Below are 17,931 nucleotides of genomic sequence, written 5' to 3'. Positions count from 1 at the left end.
CGCGGGCCTCGCTCTCCTGCGACGGGGTAGCAAAAAATCCCCGGATCGTCCCTTGCGGCCATGGCCATTTGCGTCCTGACGATCCAAGATCGAACCTGATCGGGTTACGGGAAGTCCAACGGGCATGAAGCGGCTCAGGATATGGCGGCGGTGGTTCGCGCGCAGGTTCGGCTACGCGCGGCTGGTCTGCCTTGCGCTGCTCGTCGGCTTCGCCGCTCTGCGTTTCGCCGATCCGGGACCGGTCGAGGAGCTTCGTGTCCGCACCTTCGACTACTTCCAGAAGTTCGATGCCCGCAAGAAGACGATGAGGCCCGTCGTCATCGTCGATATCGACGATCGGACCCTAAAGGCGGTCGGCCAGTGGCCATGGCCGCGCACCAAGCTCGCCGACCTCGTCACCAACCTGACGCGGCTTGGTGCGGCCGCGATCGCCTTCGACGTGATGTTCCCCGAGCCCGATCGGCTCAATCCCGATATCGCGGCCGAGACCTTTCGTAACCTCGACGAGGCGACGCGCGAGAAGCTGAGGGCGCTGCCGAGCAACGACCAGATGTTTGCCGAGGCGATGAAGCGTTCCCGCGTCGTGCTGGGCGAGACCGGCCTACCGGTCAGCAACTCGGAGCTCGACAAGAAGCTTCCGCAGACCGGCCTTGCGACCCTGGGTGAGGAGCCGCATCGTTTCCTGTACGAATTTCCAGGCTTGCTGCGAAATACGGCCGTGCTCGAGGCCGCCTCCGCCGGCCGCGGATTGCTGACCATCAAACCCGAGCGCGACGGCATCGTCCGGCGGGCGCCGATGATCACGCAGGCCCAGGGCGTGATACTGCCGTCGCTGACCTTCGAGATGCTGCGCGTGGTGTCCGGCTCTGACACCATGCTGGTCAAGACCGATCGCGAAGGTATCCGCAGCGTCGGCGTGAAGGGCTTCTCGATCCCGACCGACAAGAACGGCCTGCTCTGGGTGCATTTCGCGCCGCAGGATCCTTCGATCTATGTGCCGGCGGTTGACCTGCTGGAGGGACGCGTTGCACCGGACAGGATCGCGCAGCGGCTGGTGCTGATTGGCACCTCGGCAGCGGGACTCAACGATATCAAGACGACGCCGGTTGATCCCGCCATGCCCGGCGTCGAGATCCATGCCCAGGTGCTGGAAAGCGCGATCACCGGCTCGATCATCTCGCAGCCGAACTACGGCATCGCGATCGAGTTCTTCGCCGCCATCATCATGGGCCTCCTTGTGATCACCTTCGCGCCGAAGTTCGGGCCCGTGACACTGGTCGGCGTCGGCGCGCTGTTTGCTTCGGTGTTGGGCGGCTTCTCCTGGTACTGGTATGTGCACTATCGCCTCTTGATCGATCCCACCTATCCACTGCTATCGACCACCGCGATCTATCTGACGCTGATCTTCGCAAGCTTCGTGCGCGAGCAGCAGCAGCGCAAGCAGATCCGCGGCCAGTTCGCGCAATACATGTCGCCCGTGCTGGTCGAGCAGCTCGCGCAGTCGCCGGAAAAGCTCGTGCTCGGCGGCGAGGAGCGCGAGATGACGATCATGTTCTCCGACGTGCGCGGCTTCACCACGATCTCGGAAAGCTACAAGCACGATCCGCAGGGCTTGATCGCGCTGATGAACCGCTTCCTGACGCCGTTGACCGACGTGATCATCGAGCGAAAGGGCTATATCGACAAATACATGGGCGACGCCATCATGGCGTTCTGGAACGCGCCGCTCGACGATGCGCAGCATCAAATCAACGCCTGCGAGGCCGCGATCCAGATGCTCGAGCAGATCGACGCGGTCAACAAGGAGCGCAAGCAGGAAGCCGCTGACGGCGGCCACGTCTACATCCCGCTCAACGTCGGCATCGGCCTCAACACCGGTATCGGCGTGGTCGGCAACATGGGCTCCGATCTGAAGAAGAACTATTCCGTGCTGGGCGACAGCGTCAACCTGGCCTCGCGGCTGGAAGGGCAGACCAAGGACTACGGCTTCCCCATCATCGTCGGCTCCAAGACCGCGCTCGCCGCCAAGGACAAGTTCGCGATCCTCGAGCTCGACTTCATCATGGTGAAGGGCAAGACCGAGCCGGAGGTGATCTATGCCATCGCCGGCCGCGAGGACGTGATGCATTCGGCAGCCTTCCAGCGCCTGCGCAACACGACCATCGAGATGCTCGCCTGCTACCGCAGCCGCGACTGGCAGGGCGCGCTGGACGCGATCGAGCGCGGCCGCAGAAGCGAGGACGCCGACACGCTGGAAAAGCTGTTCGGCCTCTACGAGGCGCGCATCAGGAACTATCAGGCGAGCCCGCCACCAGACGACTGGAACGGCGCGTTCGCACTGCTGACGAAGTAGCGGGGCTGCGGCAGCATGTTCAGATTTCGTAGGGTGGGCAAAGGCGCGCTGCGCCGTGCCCACCATCGTTCAGCATCGTTGACACAAGACGTGGGCACGCGTCGCTTTGCCCACCCTACAATGCTGCCGATGAAGTAGCGGGGTGCGGCAGCATATTCAATGTCGTCCTGGCTTTCGCCAGGACGACGGCGGGTTCTGACGCGCCGAAGTGCCGCCCCTCACTCCACCCCGATCGTCGTCAGGTCCTGGAACCAGTGCTGCGCCTGCACGAACTGCTTGATCTTGGGCGATAGCGCATGCGGGTTGGTGTCGTGGACGACCCAGACCAGCACGGCGTCGTCGACGATCGCTGCATGGGCCTGCGCCAGCAGCTCGTCCTGCTTCGCAGTGTCGAACGTCTGCTTGGCTTCGTCGATCAACGCGTCGACCTTCGCACTTCTGTAGCCGCCCCAGTTGACGCCGACCGGCGCGATCTGGCCCGAGTGGAAGAAGCGCACGATGGCGTAGAGCGGGTCGGAGGTGACGTAGGCGATGTTGTTGGCGGTGATGCCGGCATTCATCTCGTCAGCCGCGCCCTTGCGCCAGTGGGTATAGAGCGTCTCGAGCTCGACGACCTTGAAATCGACATCGATGCCGATCTCCTTGAAGCTCTGCTGCAGGAATTCGTTCATCGGCAGCGACAACATCTGGCCGGTACCGCCCTGCGCGATGATGAAGGTGGTCTTGAGCGGCTTGTCCCTGGAGTAGCCGGCTTCCTCGACCAGCTTCTTCGCGGCAGCGAGGTCGTACTTCAATTCAAACGTCGGCTTGCCGAACCACGGGCTCGACGGGTCGACCTGACCCTTCGCGGGCTTCGCAAGCCCGTTCATCAGCCCGACCACCGCATCGCGGTCGATCGCGAGATTGAGCGCCTTGCGCAGGCGAATGTCGGTCCAGGGCGAGCCCGGCAGCACGCTCAAATGATAATTCCAGACATGCGGCGTGACGTTGTCGACGATCTTCATGCCGGCGGCCTTGAGCTGTGGCACGGCGTCGGGGGCGGGCGTCTCGATCAAGTCCACTTGTCCGGCCAGCAGCGCGTTGGTGCGCGTCAGCGCTTCCGGCATCGGCACCAGCACGAGCTTGTCGACCTTCGGAGTCCGCTTCTTGTTCCAGTAGTCCGGATTCTTGCTGAGCTCGGCGAGCTCCCGCGGCACGAGCTTCGTCAGCTTGAACGGGCCGGTGCCGGAGGGTTGGCTTGCGAACTTGTCCCAGTCCTTGCCGAGCTTCTCGTATTGCGCCGGGCTCGACACCAGGAACCAGAGCATCTGGTAGGGGAAGAACGAATCGACCGTCTTGGTGGTGATCTCGACCGTATCGTCGTCGATCTTGGCGTAGCTCGCGACGGAAGGCAGCCGCGTCTTCACCTGCGCGCTCTGCCGCTTGTCGAATTGCGGCGCCTTGTCGTTGAGCACCTTGTCGAGATTCCAGATCACCGCGTCGGCGTTGAAGTCGCTGCCGTCGTGAAACTTCACGCCCTTGCGCAGGGTGAAGCGCCATTTGGTCTTGTCGGTGTCGTCGACCTTCCATTCGGTGGCGAGCCCCGGCACCAGCTTGCCCGGCCGATCGGCGACGTCCATCTCCCATGCGACGAGCGGATCGTAGATCGTGTAGGCCGTGAACTGATAGGCGCCGGCGCCACGATCGGGCTGGCCCGTGGTCAGCGGAATGTCCGCCATCGAGATACCGTAACGCACCACGGTTTCGGCGCGTGCCGAGATTGCGGAGAACGCCAGCGCAAGCACGGCAAGAGCGGTCGAGATTCGATTGCGCATGACCAAAGCTCCCAACGAAAAATCTGGAGCCGAACTTGCAATCTTGATGCCAGAATAGGCAGCGCAGTGCCTTCACCAGCGTAGCATCACAAGGACTTGTCGTCGCAGGGGCAATTTGCAGAATAAGTTCCCCCATTTGGCATAACCATTGCATGCGCCTGCATCAAAAATAGTCATCGATATCGGGAAAAGGATTGAGGCGATGCTTATCGAAAAAACCACCCGCGCGGCATTGATTGCGGCGCTGGCGCTTACGACCGCAGCGGCCTGCCCGCGTGCGGCCAGTGCCGAAACCGTGCTGCGCATCGGCATGACCGCTGCCGATATTCCACGCACGCTCGGTCAGCCCGACCAGGGGTTCGAAGGCAACCGCTTCACCGGTCTTACCATGTACGACGCACTGACCATGTGGGACCTCTCCTCGGCCGACAAGCCGAGCGTGCTGATCCCGGGGCTTGCGACCGAGTGGAAGGTCGACGAGACCGATCACAAGAAGTGGACTTTCAAGCTGCGCCCTGGCGTGAAATTCCATGACGGCAGCGACTTCAACGCCGATGCTGTGGTGTGGAACGTTGACAAGGTGCTGAACAAGGATGCCCCGCAATACGACCCGAGCCAGGTCGGCCTCACCGCCTCGCGCATGCCGACGCTGCTGTCCGCTCGCAAGATCGACGACCTCGCGGTGGAACTGACCGCCAAGGAGCCGGACAGCTTCCTGCCGATCAATCTCTCCAATCTGTTCATGGCGAGCCCTGCGAAATGGCAGAAGTTTTATGACGCCGCCAGCGGCGCCGATGCGAAGGCGAAATCGGCCGCCGCATGGGAAGCATTTGCACGCGATGCCTCCGGCACCGGTCCGTGGAAGATGACGAGCTTTACGCCGCGCGAGCGGCTGGAGCTCGCCAGGAATGAATACTACTGGGACAAGGCACGCGTTCCGCATGTCGACCGCATGGTGCTGTTGCCAATGCCGGAGGCGAATGCGCGCACCGCGGCGCTACTGTCGGGGCAGGTCGACTGGGTCGAGGCGCCCGCGCCCGACGCGATTGCCCAGATCAAGCAGCGCGGTTTCGTCATCTACTCCAACGAAGAGCCTCATGTCTGGCCGTGGCAGTTCTCGCGGGTCGAAGGCTCGCCCTGGAACGACATCCGCGTCCGCAAAGCGGCCAACCTCTGTATCGACCGGGAGGGCCTGCGAGACGGCCTGCTCGGCGGATACATGGTGCCGGCGACCGGGACCTTCGAGCCCGGCCATCCCTGGCGCGGCAATCCGACCTTCCTGATCAAGTATGACAAGCCAGCCGCGCTGAAATTGATGGCAGAGGCGGGCTATGGTCCGAGCAAGCACCTGGCGGTCAAGATCCAGACCTCGGCCTCGGGTTCGGGCCAGATGATGCCGCTGCCGATGAACGAATATCTCCAACAGGCACTGGCCGAATGCTACTTCGACGTGCAATTCGACGTCATCGAGTGGAATACGCTGGTCAACAACTGGCGGCGCGGCGCCAAGGATGCTTCCGCCAACGGCTCCAACGCGGTCAATGTGACCTATGCTGCGATGGATCCGTTCTTCGCCCTGGTGCGCTTCCTGCAGTCGTCAATGGCGCCGCCCCTCTCGAACAATTGGGGCTACATCAACAACCCCAAATTCGACGAGCTGGTCACCAAGGCGCGGCAGACGTTCGATCCCGCCGCGCGCGATGCGGCGCTCGCCGAGCTGCACGCCGCGTCCGTCGACGACGCCGCCTTCCTCTACGTCGCCCATGACGTCGCTCCACGCGCCATGAGCCCGAAGGTGAAAGGCTTCGTGCAGCCCAAGAGCTGGTTCGTCGACTTCTCGCCGGTGTCGATGGTGCCGTGAGGTCGACTTCACTCTATCCATTCGTCATGCCCGGGCTTGACCCGGGCATCCACGTCTATCCACTCGCCCCGTCATTCCGGGGCGCCCGCAGGGCGAGCCCGGAATCTCGAGATTCAGGGTTCGACTCTTCGAGCCGCCCCCAGAATGACGGAGCAAGAACTTGGATGGCCGGGTCAAGCCCGGCCATGACGACTGAGAGATCAACGCTCCATCTCGAGTGAACAACGTGCTCGCCTATATCGCCAGACGCATCGTCTACGTCATCCCGATCGTCATCAGCGTGGCGCTGGTGTGTTTTCTGCTGGTGCATATAACGCCGGGCGATCCGCTCGTCGCCGTGCTGCCGGCCGATGCGTCGCAGGAGCTCGCGGCGCAGCTTCGTGCGGCCTACGGCTTTGACCGGCCGCTGCCGGTGCAGTTCGGCCTCTGGCTCTTGCGCGCGCTGCACGGCGATCTCGGTAATTCCATCGCGACGGGACGCCCCGTGCTTGCCGAAGTCATGCGCGCGGTGGGCAACACCGTCACGCTGGCGATCGCGGCCGCCATCATCGGCTTCACGATGGGGATCCTACTTGGCCTCATCGCCGGCTATTTCCGCGAGACCTGGATCGACAAGCTCGCGACGTCCTTTGCCATCGCCGGCGTCTCGGTGCCGCATTACTGGCTCGGCATGCTGCTCGTCATCATCTTCTCGGTCGAGCTGAACTGGCTGCCCGCGGTCGGTGCGGGTCCCGGCGGCTCCGGCGCCTGGGCCTGGGATTGGGCGCATCTGCAATATCTCGTGCTGCCGGCGATCACGACATCGGTGATTCCCATGGGCATCGTCACCCGCACCGTGCGCGCGCTCACCGGCGACATTCTCAGCCAGGATTTCGTCGAGGCCTTGCGCGCAAAGGGCCTGCGCGAAACCGGCGTGTTCCGCCACGTCATCAAGAACGCTGCGCCCACCGCGCTGGCGGTGATGGGCCTCCAGCTCGGCTACATGCTCGGCGGCTCGATCCTCATCGAAACCGTGTTCTCCTGGCCGGGCTCGGGCTTCCTGCTGAACTCCGCGATCTTCCAGCGCGACCTGCCGCTGTTGCAGGGCACGATTCTGGTGCTGGCGCTGTTCTTCGTCTTCCTCAACCTGCTGGTCGACATCGCGCAAGCCGCGATCGATCCGCGCATCAAGCGAGGCTAGCGGGATGAGCCTGGCTGTTGCCACGCAACCGGTGCGCTCCCTCCCCCGCCTGCGGGGGAGGGTTGGGGAGAGGGTGTCTCCGCAGTCGAGAATCCCCAAGAGGAGAGAACCCTCACCCCCGCCTTCGGCGCGAGCTCTCCCGCAAGCGGGAGAGGTGCACCGCGCCCTGGGCCTGCACCGATTGAATCAATGCGAACCGGGAGCCGGCCAATGAGCGAGCTTCCGCTGTCTGCGACCAATGATGCCGCGCTGCAGGCTGCGCCCGCCACAAAGGCGCGCGGCTACTGGGCGACCGTCGGCCGCCGCATCCTGCGCGACAAGGTCAGCATGACCTGCGCGCTGGTGCTGCTGTTGATCTTCCTCTCCGCGCTGCTCGCACCCTGGCTGGGCCTCGAGGACCCCTATAAGGGCTCGATGATCCGCCGCCTGCGCCACATCGGCACGACAGGCTATCCGCTCGGCACCGACGAGCTCGGCCGCGACATGCTGGCGCGGCTGATCTATGGCGGACGTCTCTCCCTCGTCGTCGGCATCTTGCCGGTCATCCTCGCCTTCGGCATCGGCACTTCGCTCGGCATCATTGCCGGTTACGTCGGCGGCAAGCTCAACACCGCGATCATGCGCACGGTCGACGTGTTCTACGCCTTCCCCTCCGTGCTGCTCGCGATCGCGATCTCCGGCGCGCTCGGTGCCGGCATCCTCAATTCCATCGTGGCGCTCACCATCGTGTTCGTGCCGCAGATCACCCGCGTCGCCGAAAGCGTCACCACCGGCGTGCGCAACATGGACTTTGTGGAGGCCGCGCGGGCGTCCGGTGCAGGGCCCGTCACCATCATGCGCGTGCACATCCTCGGCAACGTGCTGGGCGCGATCTTCGTCTATGCGACCAGCCTGATCTCGGTCTCGATGATCCTGGCCGCCGGTCTCTCGTTCCTCGGGCTCGGCACGAAACCGCCGGAGCCGGAGTGGGGGCTGATGCTGAACACGCTGCGCACCGCGATCTACGTCAATCCCTGGGTCGCCGCGCTTCCGGGCGCGATGATCTTCGCGGTCTCGATCTGCTTCAATCTGCTCTCGGACGGCCTGCGCAGCGCCATGGACATCAGGAACTGAGATGATGATGCAGAGGCCTGCTACCGCGGCGTACTCCGTACACCTCTCCCCGATGGGGAGAGGTGAAGGAGCGCGGCCATGAGCGAGAGCAACACATCCGTTGAAATGCTGGAGCCCGTCGAGGACGTCGGCGGCGTCGCGCAGCCGCTGCTTCAGGTCAATGGCCTCACAAAACATTTTCCGGTGCGTGGCGGGCTGTTCGCCGCCAAGCGCACGGTGCGCGCCGTCGACAACGTCTCCTTCTCCGTCGCCAAGGGCGAGACGGTCGGCATCGTCGGTGAATCCGGCTGTGGCAAGTCGACCACTGCGCGGCTCCTCATGCATCTGATGCCGCGCGATGCCGGCGACATCATCTATGACGGCATGACGGTCGGTCAGGCGCTCAGCTTGCGCGAGCTCCGCCGCGGCATGCAGATGGTGTTCCAGGATTCCTACGCCTCGCTCAACCCGCGCCTGACGATCGAGGAATCCATCGCTTTCGGCCCCAAGGTTCACGGCATGGCCGACAGCGCGGCCCGTGCGCTCGCGCGCGAACTGCTCGGCAAGGTCGGCTTGCGTCCGGAAAATTTCGCCAACCGCTACCCGCACGAGATCTCCGGCGGCCAGCGCCAGCGCGTCAACATCGCGCGGGCGCTGGCGTTGTCGCCGCGGCTGGTGATTCTCGATGAAGCCGTCTCCGCGCTCGACAAGTCGGTCGAGGCGCAGGTGCTCAACCTTCTTGCCGACCTCAAGCGCGAGTTCGGCCTGACCTATCTCTTCATCAGCCACGACCTCAACGTCGTGCGCTACATCTCGGATCGCGTGCTGGTGATGTATCTCGGCGAGGTCGTCGAGCTCGGCCCGGTCGATGCGGTCTGGGACGCGCCCGCCCATCCCTATACGCGCGCGCTGCTGGCGGCGATGCCGTCTTCCGATCCCGACAAGCGCACCGAGACGCCGCCGATTTCCGGCGATCCACCCAACCCGATCGATCCGCCCTCCGGCTGCCGTTTCCACACCCGCTGTCCCTTTGCGGAGCCGCTCTGCGCAAAAGCCACGCCAAAGCTCACCGCGCTCGATACAATGGGCCACGAGGCCGCGTGCTATATGGCGATACCGGGATCGGGCCACAGCCGCGCGTCGCAAGAGGGAACAGCATGACAAGACCGACTGCAAAAGACGTCAAGGCCATCGCCGACACAGTAGGCGTGCCCGTCGACGAGGAGACCGCGACCCGCATCGCCAACTCCATGGGTCCCGTGTTTGACGGCTTCGCAACCATCGCCGGCACGCTGCCGATGGACCTGGAGCCTGCGCTTTTCGTGATTGCGCAAACCACGAAGGTTTCGGCATGAGCACCGAACCCGCATTGATGACGCTGACCGAGGTCGCACGCGCGATCGCGATGAAGCAACTGTCCTCGCATGAGGTGATGCGCGCGCTGCTGCACCGCATCGCCGAGTGGCAGCCGCATCTCAACGCCTTCATGGCTGTTGAGGCCGAGGCCGCGCTGAAGGCGGCGGAGGAAGCTGATGCCGCGCTTGCGGCGGGCGAGGTGCGCGGGCCGTTGCACGGCGTGCCGCTCGCGCACAAGGATATGTATTACGACGCGGGCAAGGTCGTGACCTGCGGCTCGCTGATCCGCCGCGACTATGTCGCCACCACGACGTCGACGGCTCTGCAGCGCCTGAAGGATGCCGGCCAGGTCCGGCTCGGCACCCTCCACATGGCCGAGTTCGCCTATGGGCCGACCGGTCACAACAGCCATTATGGTCCGGTGCGCAATCCCTGGAACGTCGCGCACATCACCGGCGGCTCGTCGTCGGGCTCGGGCTCGGCGGTCGCCGCGCGGCTGACCTTCGCCGCGCTCGGTTCTGATACTGGTGGCTCGATCCGCATGCCCGCGAATTTCTGCGGCGTCACCGGCTTGAAGGTGACCTGGGGCCGCATCAGCCGCGCCGGCGCGATGCCGCTGTCGCAGTCGCTCGACACCGTCGGTCCGCTGGCGCAGACCGCGGAGGACTGCGCGCTGCTGCTCGCACTGATGGCGGGGCCGGACCCCGAGGATCCGACCGCGAGCGCCGAGCCCGTGGCGGATTACGTTGCCGCGACGAAAGGCTCGCTGAAGGGTCTCAAGATCGGCGTGCCCGCATCCTTCTATGTTGATGATCTCGACGGCGAGGTCGCGCGCGTGCTCGACGAGACCATCGTCGTGCTCAAGCGCGAGGGCGCCGACATCGTCAAGGTCGAGCTGCCCGACCAGCGGCAATTGCAGGCGGCGAGCCAGCTCGTGCTGGCAGTGGAGGCCGCCGCCTTCCACAAGCGCTGGCTGATCGAGCGTCCGCAGGATTATGGCGCGCAGGTATTGATGCGGCTCCAGAACGGGCTTGCGGTTCCCGCCATCACCTATCTCGAAGCGATGCGCTGGCGTGGCCCTGCGCTCGCAGCCCATCATGCGGCCACCGCCGGCGTCGATGCGGTGATCGCGCCGGTCTCGCCGGTGCCAGCGCCGACGATTGCCGAGAGCGATGTCGGTGGAGACGCGAATGCGCCGGCAGTGTTGCAGCGACTGACGCTGTTCACGCGTCCGGTGAACTATCTTGGCCTGCCGTCGCTGGTCGTGCCGTCAGGCTTCACCAAAAGCGGCCTGCCGGTCGGCATGCAGCTCATCGGCCGCGCGTTCGATGAAGCGACCCTGCTCACCATCGGCGCCGCGTTCCAGCGCGCGACCGACCATCATGCCAAGGTGCCGAAGCTGCCGTCATGACAAAGCTCGTCGAGATCTCAGGCCTCAACATCCGCTTTACCGGCGAGCGCACGGTCTTTGCCGTGAACGATCTCGCTCTCTCGCTCGGTGATGGTGAGGTGCTGGGCCTGCTCGGCGAGTCCGGCTCGGGCAAGAGCGTGACGTTGCGTGCGCTGATGCGGCTGTTGCCGAAGAAGCGCACCCAGATCTCGGGCGCCGTGAACGTCATGGGCCGCGACGTGCTGGCCATGGGCGAGGAGGAGCTCTCTTCATTCCGCGGCCAGACAGTGTCGATGATCTTCCAGGAGCCGGCGCTCGCGCTCGATCCGGTCTACACCATCGGCGCGCAGATCGCCGAGAGCGTGGTGCGTCACGAAGGCAAGAGCTATGCGGAAGCGCGGGGGCGCGCGCTGGAAATGCTCGAGGTCGTCCGCATCCCCTCCGCAAAGCGCCGGCTCGATGCCTATCCGCACGAGATGTCCGGAGGCATGCGCCAGCGTGCGATGATCGCGCTGGCGCTCGCCTGCCGGCCAAAGATCCTGCTCGCGGACGAGCCGACCACCGCGCTCGATGCCACCGTGCAGATCCAGATCCTCTTGCTGTTGCGCGAGCTGCAGCGCGAGTTCGGCATGTCCGTCATTTTCGTCACCCACGACATCGGCGTGGCGATCGAGATCTGTGACCGTGTCGCGGTGATGTATGCCGGCCAGATCGTAGAGCAGGGAAGCCTTCGCGACATCGTCCGCGCGCCGGTGCACCCCTATGCCAGGGGCCTGCTCGCCTCGACCATTCATGGCGCTAAGCGCGGCGCGCGGCTCGAGACCATCCCCGGCACCCCGCCATCGCTTGGCCAGAAGCCACACAACTGCTCCTTCGCTCCCCGCTGCGCCGTCGCCCAGCCGCGGTGCCTGGAGCAACTGCCGGAAAACGTGCAGGTGGGACCGGGCAGGGCGGCGCGGTGCGTGCTGGCCGAATCGGCGACGGTTACCTCGTAATATTTGCGGAGGCTGCATTCACGAATCGGCCGCGCACCCTCCCTCCTTGTGGGGGAAGGGTGGGGGAGAGGGGTAGCCACAAACGCCGCCGACATCACTTGGGGCTACCCCCCTCCCTGCCTCTCCCTCGCAAGGGGGGAGGGAATGAGCGGTGTGCTCCTGACCTCGAGAATCTCAAGCACCGGCACTGAGTTGCTGCGATTCGCCGGGCGTCTCCTCGCCAGGCCAGTTCTACTTTGCATGGGGTTGTTTTCGACGTTTTGTCGGGATGAGGCCTTCGGGGGAGACGTGAAGAGGCATTCAGTTCCCATTCATCCCGGTTCCGGTTCCATGCGCCCCCATTCACGGAGAGGGACTTCAACTTATGTACATTTCTGGCCAAAGCCTGATCGTCATCCTGTTCGTCGGCCTGGTTGCCGGCTGGCTTGCTGGCAAGGTGGTCCGCGGAAGCGGGTTCGGCATCATCGGCGACATCGTGATCGGCATCGCCGGCGCGTTTGTCGCGAGCTTCCTGTTCCCGCGGCTCGGCATCCATCTCGGCGTCGGGCTGGTTTCGGAGATCATCTACTCGGCGATCGGCGCCATCATTCTGCTTCTGGTGGTCCGCCTGCTGCGCGGCGGCGGCCGGCTCTAGCGATCCGTTGCGAAAACCGGCTGCCGCGACGACAAATTCGCCGCGGCAGCCGCAAACCTGTGGAATTCGTGGATTTGCGCCGCAGCGCGGCCGCGCTAGAGGTTTTTGAGCCAGATTATTGATCAACTGTCGTGCATTGGACGACAGCCACAAACGCGATATTAATCGGCGTCGAGTACCCCAAATTTAGCTTGTGAAATCAGGGGTTTTACCCCTCATCCGGTGGAAAGCGACTGATGGCAGCAGTTCCCGGCTTGCGCCGTTCTGAACTCGGTAATGCCTTGCGCGCCTGTCGCGCAGCGTTCCTGGGTCTCGGGTTGATGAGCTGCATGATCAACCTGCTCTATCTGACCGGGTCGATCTTCATGCTGGAGGTCTATGACCGGGTGCTGCCCAGCCGCAGCATCCCGACGCTGGTCGGCCTGATTATCCTCGCCGGCGGTCTCTACATCGCGCAAGGTGTTCTGGACCTGATTCGCGGCCGCATCCTTGGCCGTATCGGCACTGCGCTCGACGAGGCTTTGAACAAGCGTGTGTTCGACACCATCGTGCGCCTGCCCCTTCTGGTCGGCAACCGCAACGAAGGCCTCCAGCCCCTGCGCGACCTCGACAACGTCCGCTCCTTCCTTGGCGGCATGGGACCGAGCGCGTTCTTCGACCTGCCGTGGCTGCCGCTCTATCTCGCCATCTGCTTCGCCTTCCATTGGCTGATCGGCATCACCGCTTTGGTCGGTGCGATCATCCTGGTCGGCCTGACGCTGGTGACGGAGTTCATGTCCCGCCGCCCCGCACGCGAGGCGACGAGCCTCGCCGCACAGCGCAACGATCTCGCCACCTCCAGTCGCCGTAATGCCGAGGTGCTTGTGGCGATGGGCATGGCCGGCCGGCTCAACCAGCGCTGGAGCGAAGCCAACGAAAAATATCTCGCCGGCAATCAGCGCGCCAGCGACGTCGCCGGCGGTCTCGGTGCCATCGCAAAAGTTCTGCGCATGATGCTGCAATCGGCCGTGCTCGCGGTCGGCGCCTATCTCGTCATTCATCAGGAGGCGACCGCCGGCATCATCATCGCGGGCTCGATTCTCTCGGCGCGCGCGCTCGCGCCGGTCGATCTCGCGATCGCGCACTGGAAGTCCTTCGTCGCCGCGCGGCAGAGCTGGCAGCGGCTCAGCCGCCTGCTGGAGCAAATTCCGGCCCAGGTGATGCCGACCCAGTTGCAGGCGCCATCGAGCCGCCTCGCGGTCGAAGGCGTCAGCATCGTGCCGCCGGGCGATCAGCGCGTCATCGTGCAGGATGTGACATTCGTGCTCAATGCCGGCATGGGCCTCGGCGTGATCGGCCCGAGCGGTTCGGGTAAATCGTCGCTGATCCGCGCGCTGGTCGGCGTCTGGCAGCCGGTGCGCGGCAAGGTGCGGCTCGACGGCGCGGCGCTCGATCAGTGGGCCTCGGACGTGCTCGGCCGCCACATCGGCTATTTGCCGCAGGACGTCGAGCTGTTCGGCGGCAGCATCGCGCAGAACATCGGCCGGTTTGATCCCGACGCGACCTCCGATGCCATCATCACCGCTGCGAAAGAGGCCGGCGTGCATGAGATGATCATCAAGATGCGCGAGGGCTACAACACCCAGGTCGGCGAGCAGGGCACGGCGCTGTCCGCCGGCCAGGCGCAGCGCGTGGCGCTGGCGCGCGCGCTCTACGGCAATCCGTTCCTGATCGTGCTCGACGAGCCCAACTCCAACCTCGACACCGAGGGCGACGAGGCCCTGACCCGCGCGATCCGCGCCGCGCGCGAGCGCGGGGCCATCGTCGTCGTCGTGGCGCATCGGCCGATCGGCGTCGAGGCGGTCGACCAGATCCTGGTGCTGCGCGCCGGCCGCATGCAGGCCTTCGGTCCGAAGGAGCAGGTGCTCGCGCAGGTGCTCCAGCCGCGCGTCGCCCCGCCGGCGCCGCCGATCAAGATCGTCAGCGAAGGCGGAGTTGCCAAACCATGAGCACGATGACGATGGCGGGCGCCAAGCCCGCGGCAAAGAGAAGCGTGCGGCAGTCGATCAGGTTTCACCTGCTGCTCGGTCTCGGGATCGTGCTGCTGCTCGCCGGCGGGCTCGGCGGCTGGGCTTCGACGGTGCTGATCTCCGGCGCGCTGATCGCGCCAGGGCAGATCGTCGTCGAATCCAACGTCAAGAAGGTGCAGCATCCGACCGGCGGCGTGGTCGGCGAGGTGCGTGCCCGCGACGGCGACCTGGTCAAGGCCGGCGATATCGTCGTGCGGCTCGACGACACCGTCACCAAGGCGAACCTCGCCATCGTCACCAAGAACCTCGACGCCGGCCAGGCGCGCGCCGCGCGGCTGCAGGCCGAGCAACGCGGGCTTGCGAAGATCGAATTCCCGCAGGCGGTGCTCGAGCGCGCAAGCGATTTCGACGTGGCGACGCTGCTGGCCAGCGAGGGCAAATTGTTCGAGGTCCGCGTGAACGGCCGTGCCGGACAGAAGGCCCAGCTCCGCGAGCGCATTCAGCAGCTCAACGAGGAGATCGACGGGCTGAGCGCACAGGAGAAGGCCAAGGACAAGGAGATCGCGCTGGTACAGCAGGAGCTGGTCGGCGTCCGCGATCTCTACGACAAGCACCTGGTGCAACTCTCGCGCCTGACCACGCTGGAACGCGACTCGGCCCGCCTCAACGGCGAGCGCGCTCAGTACATCGCCTCGCGCGCCCAGGCCAAGGGCAAGATCACCGAGACCGAGCTCCAGATCATCCAGGTCGACAAGGACATGGTGAGCGAGGTGTCCAAGGATCTGCGCGAGACCAACGACAAGATCGGCGAGCTGATCGAGCGCAAGGTCACCGCCGAAGATCAGCTCCGCCGCGTCGATATCCGGGCGCCGCAGGATGGCATGGTGCTGCAATCGACCGTGCACACCGTCGGCGGCGTCGTCACCGCCGGCGATACCCTCATGCTGATCGTGCCGCAGCAGGACGACCTCCAGGTCGAGGCCAAGGTCAATCCGACCGACATCGACAAGCTCCAGGTCGGCCAGAAGACGCTGCTGCGCCTCTCGGCCTTCAACCAGCGCACCACGCCGGAGCTCAGCGGCGTCGTGAGCCGGGTCTCGCCCGACGTCACCACCGACCAGCGCACCGGGCAGAGCTACTACACCATCCGCGTCTCGATGCCGCCGGAAGAAGTCGCCCGCCTCGGCGAAGTCAAGCTGATCCCCGGCATGCCGGTCGAGGCCTTCGTGCAGACCGGCGATCGCACCATGCTGTCCTACCTGATGAAGCCGCTGCACGACCAGCTGATGCGGGCGTTCCGGGAGAAGTGAGAGGAACGGTCATTCCGGGGCGATGTGAAGCATCGAGCCCGGGAGCGCGTGCCGCAGCGTCGGTCTCGCAAGGTGGGCAAAGCGCGACGCGACGCGCCCACCGCTTTTGCGGGCACACACACGGTGGGCGCGCTTCGCTTTGCCCACCCTACGCCCTACGTTCCTGATATAGTTCGAACGCAGCAGCTACCTCCAACGTCAGACACATGCATCACGCCTCCATCCAGACCCCGCCGGCCATCGCCACCGAAACCTTCACCGATGCAGGCCTTGCGGTCGCCCGCCTCGAAGAGATCTACGAGCGCAACACGAAATTCCTGCGCGATCACTTCGAAGCTTACCTCAACGGCACCTCGCCGGCGACGCGCGTACGCGCGTTCTATCCGTTCGTCCGCATCACCACGGCAACGCATGCGCGACTTGATTCGCGGCTCGCCTATGGCTTCGTCGCGGGACCCGGCGTGCACGAGACCAGCGTGACGCGGCCGGACGTGTTCCGGACCTATCTCACCGAGCAGATCGGCCTCCTGATCAAGAATCACGGTGTGCCGGTCGAGATCGGCGAGTCGTCCGAGCCGATCCCGATTCATTTCGCCTATCGGCGTGACATCAACATCGAGGCGGCGATCAGCACGGGCGATACGGGCGGCACGCGGCTGATGCGCGACGTGTTCGACACACCGGATCTTGCCGCCATGGACGATGCGATCGCCGACGGCACGCTCGCGCTGTCGCCCGGAGCGCCGGAGCCGCTGGCCCTGTTCCGCGCGGCGCGCGTCGACTATTCGCTGCGGCGGCTCTATCACTACACCGGCACCGATCCCGAGCACTTCCAGAATTTCGTGATCTTCACCAACTACCAGTTCTACGTCGATGCCTTCGTGCAGCTCTGCCAGCAGCGGCTCGCCTCGGGCGAGGATGGCATCGATGCTTTCGTCGGGCCGGGCAACGTGATCACCCGCAACGCGCGGTTCGGCGGCGGCACGAACGGCATTGCGCCGGATCGCGCACCGCAGATGCCGGCCTTCCATCTCGTCGAGCCCGGCTATCAGGGCATTACCCTGATCAACATTGGCACGGGCCCTTCCAATGCGCGGAACGTCACCGACCACGTCGCGGTGTTGAGGCCGCATGCCTGGCTGATGGTCGGGCATTGCGCCGGCCTGCGCAACACGCAGCGGCTCGGCGACTACGTGCTGGCGCATGGTTACGTCCGCGAGGATCACGTGCTCGATCAGGAATTGCCACCCTGGGTGCCGATTCCGGCGCTTGCCGAGGTGCAGGTCGCGCTCGAGGAGGCGGTCGAGGAGGTCACGGGATTGTCCGGCTTCGAGCTCAAGCGCCTGATGCGAACCGGAACGGTCGCGAGCGTCGACAACCGCAATTGGGAGATCAGCGGCGCTGCGGTCATTCGCCGCCTGTCGCAATCCCGCGCCGTTGCCCTCGACATGGAATCGGCGGCGATCGCCGCCAATGGCTATCGCTTCCGCGTTCCCTACGGCACCTTGCTGTGCGTATCGGACAAGCCGCTGCACGGCGAGATCAAGCTCGCAGGGATGGCGAGCGCATTCTACCGGCAGCGCGTCAGCCAGCATCTCGAAATCGGCCTGAAGGCGCTCGAACGGCTCAAGCACCAGGAGTCGGAACGCCTGCATTCGCGCAAGCTGCGCAGCTTTGCCGAGGTGGCATTTCAGTAGTTTGATGCTTGCGCACGCTTAGGGCAGCAAAACTGTCGTACGCAGCGCTGACGTCTGCGTGAGCGCACAAGCCCTCCGGAATAATCACCGGAGGAGCAGGGTTTACACGTCGTCCGGGGCTCCCTTGACCAAGGCCACAGGAGCAGACATGAGCAATCCCCTGATCAGGTACGTCGTGCTGGGAGCATGTGTAACGGCGCTGTGCGCGCCGCCGGCATTCGCCCCGGTCTTTGCGGCAGG

Annotated in this window: 13 protein-coding genes; 12 read left to right on the top strand and 1 reads right to left on the bottom strand. The window is 64.9% G+C overall.

Going from position 1 to position 17,931, the window contains the following annotated elements; genetic code table 11:
- The first annotated feature begins 124 nt into the window (after positions 1–124).
- The gene (locus SO139_RS08385) at positions 125–2,353 is read left to right on the top strand and encodes a CHASE2 domain-containing protein (RefSeq protein WP_449379207.1); all 2,229 of its coding nucleotides are present in this window, start codon (positions 125–127) and stop codon (positions 2,351–2,353) included.
- A gap of 218 nt (positions 2,354–2,571) precedes the next feature.
- On the opposite strand, the gene SO139_RS08380 is transcribed toward SO139_RS08385, so the two are convergent.
- Positions 2,572–4,167 carry an ABC transporter substrate-binding protein gene (locus tag SO139_RS08380; RefSeq protein WP_449379208.1) on the bottom strand — a complete coding sequence of 532 codons (1,596 nt, stop codon included), beginning with the start codon at positions 4,165–4,167 and terminating at the stop codon, positions 2,572–2,574.
- A gap of 202 nt (positions 4,168–4,369) precedes the next feature.
- Between SO139_RS08380 and SO139_RS08375 the strand changes: the two genes are divergently transcribed.
- The 11 genes from SO139_RS08375 (at position 4,370) to SO139_RS08325 (ending at position 17,691) form a co-directional block, all read left to right on the top strand.
- Positions 4,370–6,028: an ABC transporter substrate-binding protein gene (locus tag SO139_RS08375; RefSeq protein ID WP_449379209.1), complete on the top strand. Its 1,659-nt coding sequence runs from the start codon at positions 4,370–4,372 to the stop codon at positions 6,026–6,028.
- 226 nt (positions 6,029–6,254) lie between these two features.
- A complete protein-coding gene (locus SO139_RS08370; protein ID WP_027521379.1) occupies positions 6,255–7,208 on the top strand; it encodes an ABC transporter permease in 954 nt (317 codons plus the stop codon).
- 210 nt (positions 7,209–7,418) lie between these two features.
- A complete protein-coding gene (locus SO139_RS08365; RefSeq protein WP_449379210.1) occupies positions 7,419–8,321 on the top strand; it encodes an ABC transporter permease in 903 nt (300 codons plus the stop codon).
- A gap of 78 nt (positions 8,322–8,399) precedes the next feature.
- Positions 8,400–9,461 (top strand): ABC transporter ATP-binding protein, encoded by a 1,062-nt coding sequence (locus tag SO139_RS08360; protein ID WP_449379211.1) that lies wholly within the window; start codon positions 8,400–8,402, stop codon positions 9,459–9,461.
- Positions 9,458–9,655, top strand: coding sequence for a P1/P2 acidic ribosomal protein (locus SO139_RS08355; protein ID WP_449379212.1), 198 nt, complete (start codon positions 9,458–9,460; stop codon positions 9,653–9,655). Before SO139_RS08360 ends, SO139_RS08355 begins: the two co-directional genes overlap by 4 nt.
- Positions 9,652–11,067: an amidase gene (locus tag SO139_RS08350; RefSeq protein WP_449379213.1), complete on the top strand. Its 1,416-nt coding sequence runs from the start codon at positions 9,652–9,654 to the stop codon at positions 11,065–11,067. Before SO139_RS08355 ends, SO139_RS08350 begins: the two co-directional genes overlap by 4 nt.
- A complete protein-coding gene (locus SO139_RS08345; RefSeq protein ID WP_449379214.1) occupies positions 11,064–12,041 on the top strand; it encodes an ABC transporter ATP-binding protein in 978 nt (325 codons plus the stop codon). The genes SO139_RS08350 and SO139_RS08345 overlap by 4 nt, the downstream gene beginning before the upstream one ends.
- A gap of 364 nt (positions 12,042–12,405) precedes the next feature.
- Entirely contained in the window at positions 12,406–12,675 is a 270-nt protein-coding gene (locus SO139_RS08340; RefSeq protein WP_449379215.1) for a GlsB/YeaQ/YmgE family stress response membrane protein, read from the top strand.
- Positions 12,676–12,911: 236 nt separating this feature from the next.
- Positions 12,912–14,663: a type I secretion system permease/ATPase gene (locus SO139_RS08335; protein ID WP_498539944.1), complete on the top strand. Its 1,752-nt coding sequence runs from the start codon at positions 12,912–12,914 to the stop codon at positions 14,661–14,663.
- Complete coding sequence (locus tag SO139_RS08330) at positions 14,660–15,994, top strand: HlyD family type I secretion periplasmic adaptor subunit (protein ID WP_449379217.1); 1,335 nt, start codon at positions 14,660–14,662, stop codon at positions 15,992–15,994. Before SO139_RS08335 ends, SO139_RS08330 begins: the two co-directional genes overlap by 4 nt.
- Positions 15,995–16,200: 206 nt before the next feature.
- On the top strand, positions 16,201–17,691 hold the full coding sequence (locus SO139_RS08325; RefSeq protein WP_449379218.1) for an AMP nucleosidase: 1,491 nt from the start codon (positions 16,201–16,203) through the stop codon (positions 17,689–17,691).
- Positions 17,692–17,931: the final 240 nt, after the last annotated feature.

Source organism: Bradyrhizobium sp. UFLA05-89 (assembly GCF_059803475.1).
Note: the sequence above shows the minus strand (reverse complement) of the source record. Positions and strands in the feature narration are given on the sequence as shown.

Coding starts and splice junctions, on each gene's coding strand:
- SO139_RS08345 (WP_449379214.1), top strand. CDS start 11,064: ATGACAAAGCTCGTCGAGATCTCAGGCCTCAACATCCGCTTTACCGGC.
- SO139_RS08335 (WP_498539944.1), top strand. CDS start 12,912: ATGGCAGCAGTTCCCGGCTTGCGCCGTTCTGAACTCGGTAATGCCTTG.
- SO139_RS08325 (WP_449379218.1), top strand. CDS start 16,201: ATGCATCACGCCTCCATCCAGACCCCGCCGGCCATCGCCACCGAAACC.
- SO139_RS08330 (WP_449379217.1), top strand. CDS start 14,660: ATGAGCACGATGACGATGGCGGGCGCCAAGCCCGCGGCAAAGAGAAGC.
- SO139_RS08350 (WP_449379213.1), top strand. CDS start 9,652: ATGAGCACCGAACCCGCATTGATGACGCTGACCGAGGTCGCACGCGCG.
- SO139_RS08340 (WP_449379215.1), top strand. CDS start 12,406: ATGTACATTTCTGGCCAAAGCCTGATCGTCATCCTGTTCGTCGGCCTG.
- SO139_RS08380 (WP_449379208.1), bottom strand. CDS start 4,167: ATGCGCAATCGAATCTCGACCGCTCTTGCCGTGCTTGCGCTGGCGTTC.
- SO139_RS08375 (WP_449379209.1), top strand. CDS start 4,370: ATGCTTATCGAAAAAACCACCCGCGCGGCATTGATTGCGGCGCTGGCG.
- SO139_RS08355 (WP_449379212.1), top strand. CDS start 9,458: ATGACAAGACCGACTGCAAAAGACGTCAAGGCCATCGCCGACACAGTA.
- SO139_RS08360 (WP_449379211.1), top strand. CDS start 8,400: ATGAGCGAGAGCAACACATCCGTTGAAATGCTGGAGCCCGTCGAGGAC.
- SO139_RS08385 (WP_449379207.1), top strand. CDS start 125: ATGAAGCGGCTCAGGATATGGCGGCGGTGGTTCGCGCGCAGGTTCGGC.
- SO139_RS08365 (WP_449379210.1), top strand. CDS start 7,419: ATGAGCGAGCTTCCGCTGTCTGCGACCAATGATGCCGCGCTGCAGGCT.